The organism is Mesorhizobium sp. M2A.F.Ca.ET.037.01.1.1 (assembly GCF_003998075.1).
Lineage (GTDB): Bacteria > Pseudomonadota > Alphaproteobacteria > Rhizobiales > Rhizobiaceae > Mesorhizobium.
Genome location: NZ_RZSA01000574.1, coordinates 1 through 4,359 on the forward strand (window position 1 = coordinate 1; position 4,359 = coordinate 4,359).

General features: G+C 63.6%; 4 protein-coding genes and 1 pseudogene. 4 read left to right on the top strand and 1 reads right to left on the bottom strand.

All coding sequences use genetic code 11. The features are described 5' to 3' along the window. A pseudogene (locus EOA27_RS42270) lies at positions 1-119 on the top strand (lipid A biosynthesis lauroyl acyltransferase); the annotation flags it as partial. Between the two features lie 19 nt (positions 120-138). Here EOA27_RS42270 and EOA27_RS24485 read toward each other — a convergent pair. Then, entirely contained in the window at positions 139-570 is a 432-nt protein-coding gene (locus EOA27_RS24485; protein WP_126082209.1) for a L,D-transpeptidase, read from the bottom strand. 279 nt (positions 571-849) lie between these two features. On the opposite strand from EOA27_RS24485, the gene EOA27_RS24490 reads away from it, so the two are divergent. The 3 genes from EOA27_RS24490 to EOA27_RS24500 form a co-directional block, all read left to right on the top strand. Then, positions 850-2,127 carry an acetylornithine deacetylase/succinyl-diaminopimelate desuccinylase family protein gene (locus EOA27_RS24490; RefSeq protein ID WP_126082208.1) on the top strand — a complete coding sequence of 426 codons (1,278 nt, stop codon included), beginning with the start codon at positions 850-852 and terminating at the stop codon, positions 2,125-2,127. A 115-nt stretch (positions 2,128-2,242) separates the two neighbouring features. Beyond that, positions 2,243-3,724 (top strand): ABC transporter substrate-binding protein, encoded by a 1,482-nt coding sequence (locus tag EOA27_RS24495; protein WP_126082207.1) that lies wholly within the window; start codon positions 2,243-2,245, stop codon positions 3,722-3,724. A gap of 28 nt (positions 3,725-3,752) precedes the next feature. Continuing rightward, a partial coding sequence (locus EOA27_RS24500) for an ABC transporter permease (protein WP_145970504.1) occupies positions 3,753-4,359 on the top strand: 607 nt, incomplete at its 3' end.

Here is a 4,359-nt window from a genome sequence, read left to right on the forward strand (position 1 = left end):
ATGTGGTCGAGCGCTGGGTGCGCGAGGATCCAGGACAATGGATGTGGTTCCACAAGCGTTGGGAAATCAGCGGCCGCCGCCGCAAGCGCCGACAGGCGAAGGCGGCAGCTGACCAATAACTGGGCGGCCTTATCGCAATCAGTTGGTCACAACGATCCGCGTGTTGCCGAAGCCCACTTCCTTGACCATCGTGTAGAAGGTCGCGGCGTTGGCCGGATGCAGGCGTACGCAGCCATGCGACGCCGGGCGCCCGAGATGTCTCACCGCTCCGGTGCCATGAATGGCGTAGCCGCCATGGAAGAACACCGAATAGGGCATTGGCGAGTTGTCATACTTGCGCGAATACCACATCCGAGCAGTCCATTGCGGCCGGTAGCTGCCGCGCGGCGTGAAATAGCCAGGCCGCGCCGTCGACACGCTCCAGCGGTAGAGCACCTGGCCATACTTGCTGACGGTCATGGTCTGCGACGAGACGTCGATATTGGCGACCAGATTGGCTGCCCGGCTTGCGACGGACACGCCGAACAACGCTGTCGCCAGCACGGTTACCATGAGAACGAACTTTTTCATGCGATCAAACCCCTTTGATTGCCCCTGCCATTGACGCGGTTTTTCCATCTTTTTGCCGGCAGATGCGTTAAGTACCACACACTCCTTGACGAATCCGCCAATCCAATCCGATGAATTTGAACGATTTTCCCGGCATAGTTGCCGCCTCGACACGCACCCTCTGAAGTTTAAGCGCGAGCGTTGGGCCATTCCCCGATCGTCGTGTGGCAATGTGCGACTGGTTGCTTGCAAAAGTGCTGCGTTCCTTCTTCAATCCACCGAATGAGTGAACGACTTCGCATGAATGAGCGACTTCTCGGGGCGGTCGAGGACCGGACAGACGACTTGGTTGCGCTGACCGCGGACCTGATCCGCTTCCCGACCGTCAATCCGCCGGGCGAAGCCTACCGGCCATGCGCCGAGTTCCTGGGCGAGCGCCTGAAGAAACTCGGCTTCGAAACCGAGTTCATCCGTGCCGAGGGCGCGCCTGGCGACAGCGACCGCTATCCACGCGTCAACGTGGTCGCCCGCCTCGACGGCCGCTCGCCCGGCCCCTGCGTGCATTTCAACTCGCATATCGACGTCGTCGAGGCCGGCGACGGCTGGACCGTCGATCCCTTTGCCGGCGTGGTGAAGGACGGCAGGGTCTATGGCCGCGGTGCCTGCGACATGAAGGGCGGCCTGGCGGCCTCGGTCATCGCCGTCGAAGCCTTCATGGAAGCCTATCCCGGCTTTCCCGGCGCCATCGAGATCTCGGGCACGGCAGACGAGGAATCCGGCGGTTTCGGCGGCGTCGCCCATCTGGCCAGGCTCGGCTATTTCTCCAAGCCGAAGGTCGACCACGTCATCATCCCGGAGCCCTTGAACAAGGACCGCATCTGCCTCGGCCATCGCGGCGTCTGGTGGGCCGAGATCGAGACCAAGGGCGAGATCGCGCATGGCTCGATGCCGTTCCTCGGCGACAATGCGGTGCGCCATATGGGCGCCCTCCTGCAGGCTTTCGAGCAAGAACTGTTCCCGGCGCTCGACCGCAAGATGACGCGCATGCCGGTGGTGCCGGAAGGCGCCCGGCGCTCGACCATGAACATCAATTCCATCCATGGCGGCCAGACCGAGGATTTCCGGCCGGGGCTTCCCTCGCCCAACGTGCCGGATTGGTGCCGGCTCACCATAGACCGGCGCTTCCTGCTCGAAGAGGATATCGCCACCGTCAAAGGCGAGGTCACCGGCATCCTGGAGCGGTTGAAACGCGAGCGCAAGAAATTCGACTACGAGATCCGCGACCTGATGGAGGTGCTGCCGCTGATGACCGAGCGCGACGCGCCAGTGGTGAAGGCCGTCGCGAAGGGCATCATGGAGGTGTTCGACCGCGAACCCGACTATGTGATCTCGCCCGGCACCTACGACCAGAAGCACGTCGCGCGCCTCGGCCACCTCTACGACTGCATCGCCTATGGCCCGGGCATTCTCGACCTCGCGCATAGGCCGGACGAATGGGTGGGCATCGCCGACATGGTGGAATCGGCCAAGGTGATGGCGATCGGCCTCAATGTGCTCTTGCGCGGCACGACCGGCTAATGGGCAAAAACATTCCGCCTTGCGCCGCCCGGCAGCACGAAACGCAATTTACTCGCGCGCCAAATCACGCTTCTATCCGCCAGCTTGAGCATGTTTGAGCAATGGGAGTTCAGCGATGAGACTGTGGAAGACCATCCTGGCCGCGGCTGTGCTGTCGCTTGCCCCCGCCACCTCGGCCTTTGCCGCGCGCACCGACCTCACGCTCGGCATCGTGCTCGAGCCGCCACATCTCGATCCAACCGCCGGCGCGGCCGCGGCCATCGGCGAAGTCACCTATGCCAATGTCTTTGAAGGGCTGACGCGGATCGACGACAACGGCCAGGTTCAGCCAGCTCTCGCCGAGAGCTGGGCAGTCTCCGACGACGGCAAGGCCTACACGTTCAAGCTGCATTCCGGCGTGAAGTTCCACGATGGCTCGGCCTTCAGCGCCGACGACGTGAAATTCTCGCTGGATCGTGCGCGTGCCAAGGATTCGCTCAATCCGCAAAAGCCGCTCTTTGCCCACATCACCGATGTCACGGTGGTCGATCCGGCGACCGTCAAGGTCACTCTCGACGGGCCGCAGGGCAGCTTCCTTTACGACATGGGCCAGGTTGCGGCGGTGATCGTGGCGAAGGGGTCGGCCGACGGCAACAAGGACAAGCCGATCGGCACCGGTCCCTTCAAGCTCGATCACTGGGCCAAGGGTTCCGAGATCACGCTCGTCAAGAACCCGGACTACTGGGGTACAGCCGCCGCGCTCGACAAGGCGACATTCCGTATCGTCCCCGACGTGGCCGCGGCCGTCCCCGCCTTGCTCTCGGGCGACATCCAGGCTTTCGCCAACATGCCCGCACAGGACGCGCTCGGGCAGATCCAGTCCGATCCGCGCTTCAGTGTCGTGATCGGTTCGACCGAGGGCGAGACGATCCTGTCGATCAACAACAAGAAGCCGCCCTTCGACAAGCTGGCCGTGCGGCAGGCCCTTGCCTCGGCGATCGATCGCGATGCCATCATCGCAGCCGCCTCGAACGGTCTTGGAAAGCCGATCGGCTCTCATTTTTCGCCAGGCGACGCGGGCTATGTCGATCTCACCGGCGTCTATCCGCACGACACCGCCAAGGCCAAGGCGTATCTGAAGGAAGCGGGGCTGGAGAACGGCTTCTCGGCCACGATCAAGCTGCCGCCCGTGCCCTACGCACGCGACGGCGGCCAGGTGATTCAGTCCCAGCTGAAGGAGATCGGGGTCGATTTGCAGATCATTCCCGTCGAATGGGCGGAGTGGCTGAGCCAGGTCTTCACCAACAAGGACTACGACCTGACGATCGTTTCCCACGTCGAGCCCAACGACATCGATATCTATTCGCGGCCCGGCTACTATTTCCAGTATGACAACCCGAAGTTCAACGATGTGATCAAGGCGCTTGGCACCACGGTCGACAAGAACAAGAGGCTGGAGCTGCTGGGCGAGGCGCAGAAGTTTCTCGCGCACGACGTGCCCGCCGTCTACCTGTTCGAGCTGCCCAAGATCGGTGTGTGGGACGCCAAGCTGCAGGGCATGTGGACGAACTGGCCGATCGAGGCGGATGATCTCACCAAGGTGAAGTGGACGGATTGAGCCCGGCGCGATCGCCCGATCGCTTCCCATGACCGCCTACCTCGTAAAGCGCCTCATCATCGCGGCCCTCACGCTGGTGCTGGCCTCGATGGTGGTGTTCGCGGTCATGGAGGTCCTGCCCGGTGACCCGGCGCGCCTGATGCTGGGCCTCAATGCCAGCGCCGACCAGGTGGAGTTGCTGCGCAACCAGATGGGGCTGAACGCGCCGCTGCTGCTGCGCTACCTGCACTGGGCAGGCGGCCTGCTCAGCCTCGATTTCGGCCGTTCCTACACCTATTCGGTGCCCGTCATCGACCTGGTGCGTGAACGCATCGCCGTCTCCCTGCCGCTGGCGCTGATTGCGCTGGCACTGTCGACCATCATCGCCATTCCGGTCGGCGTGTTCTCGGCCAGCCGCCAGGGCCGCGCGGGCGATACGCTGGCCATGGGCGCGGCCCAGATCGGCGTCGCGGTGCCGAATTTCTGGTTCGCGCTGATGTTGATCTACCTGTTTGCCGTCTGGCTGCGGCTCGTGCCGGCCGGCGGCTTCCCGGGTTGGGGTGCCGGTGTCTGGACGGCGTTGAAATCCCTGATCCTGCCGGCCGTGGCCCTCGCCTTGCCGCAGGCGGCGATCCTGGGGCGCGTCGCCCGCTCGG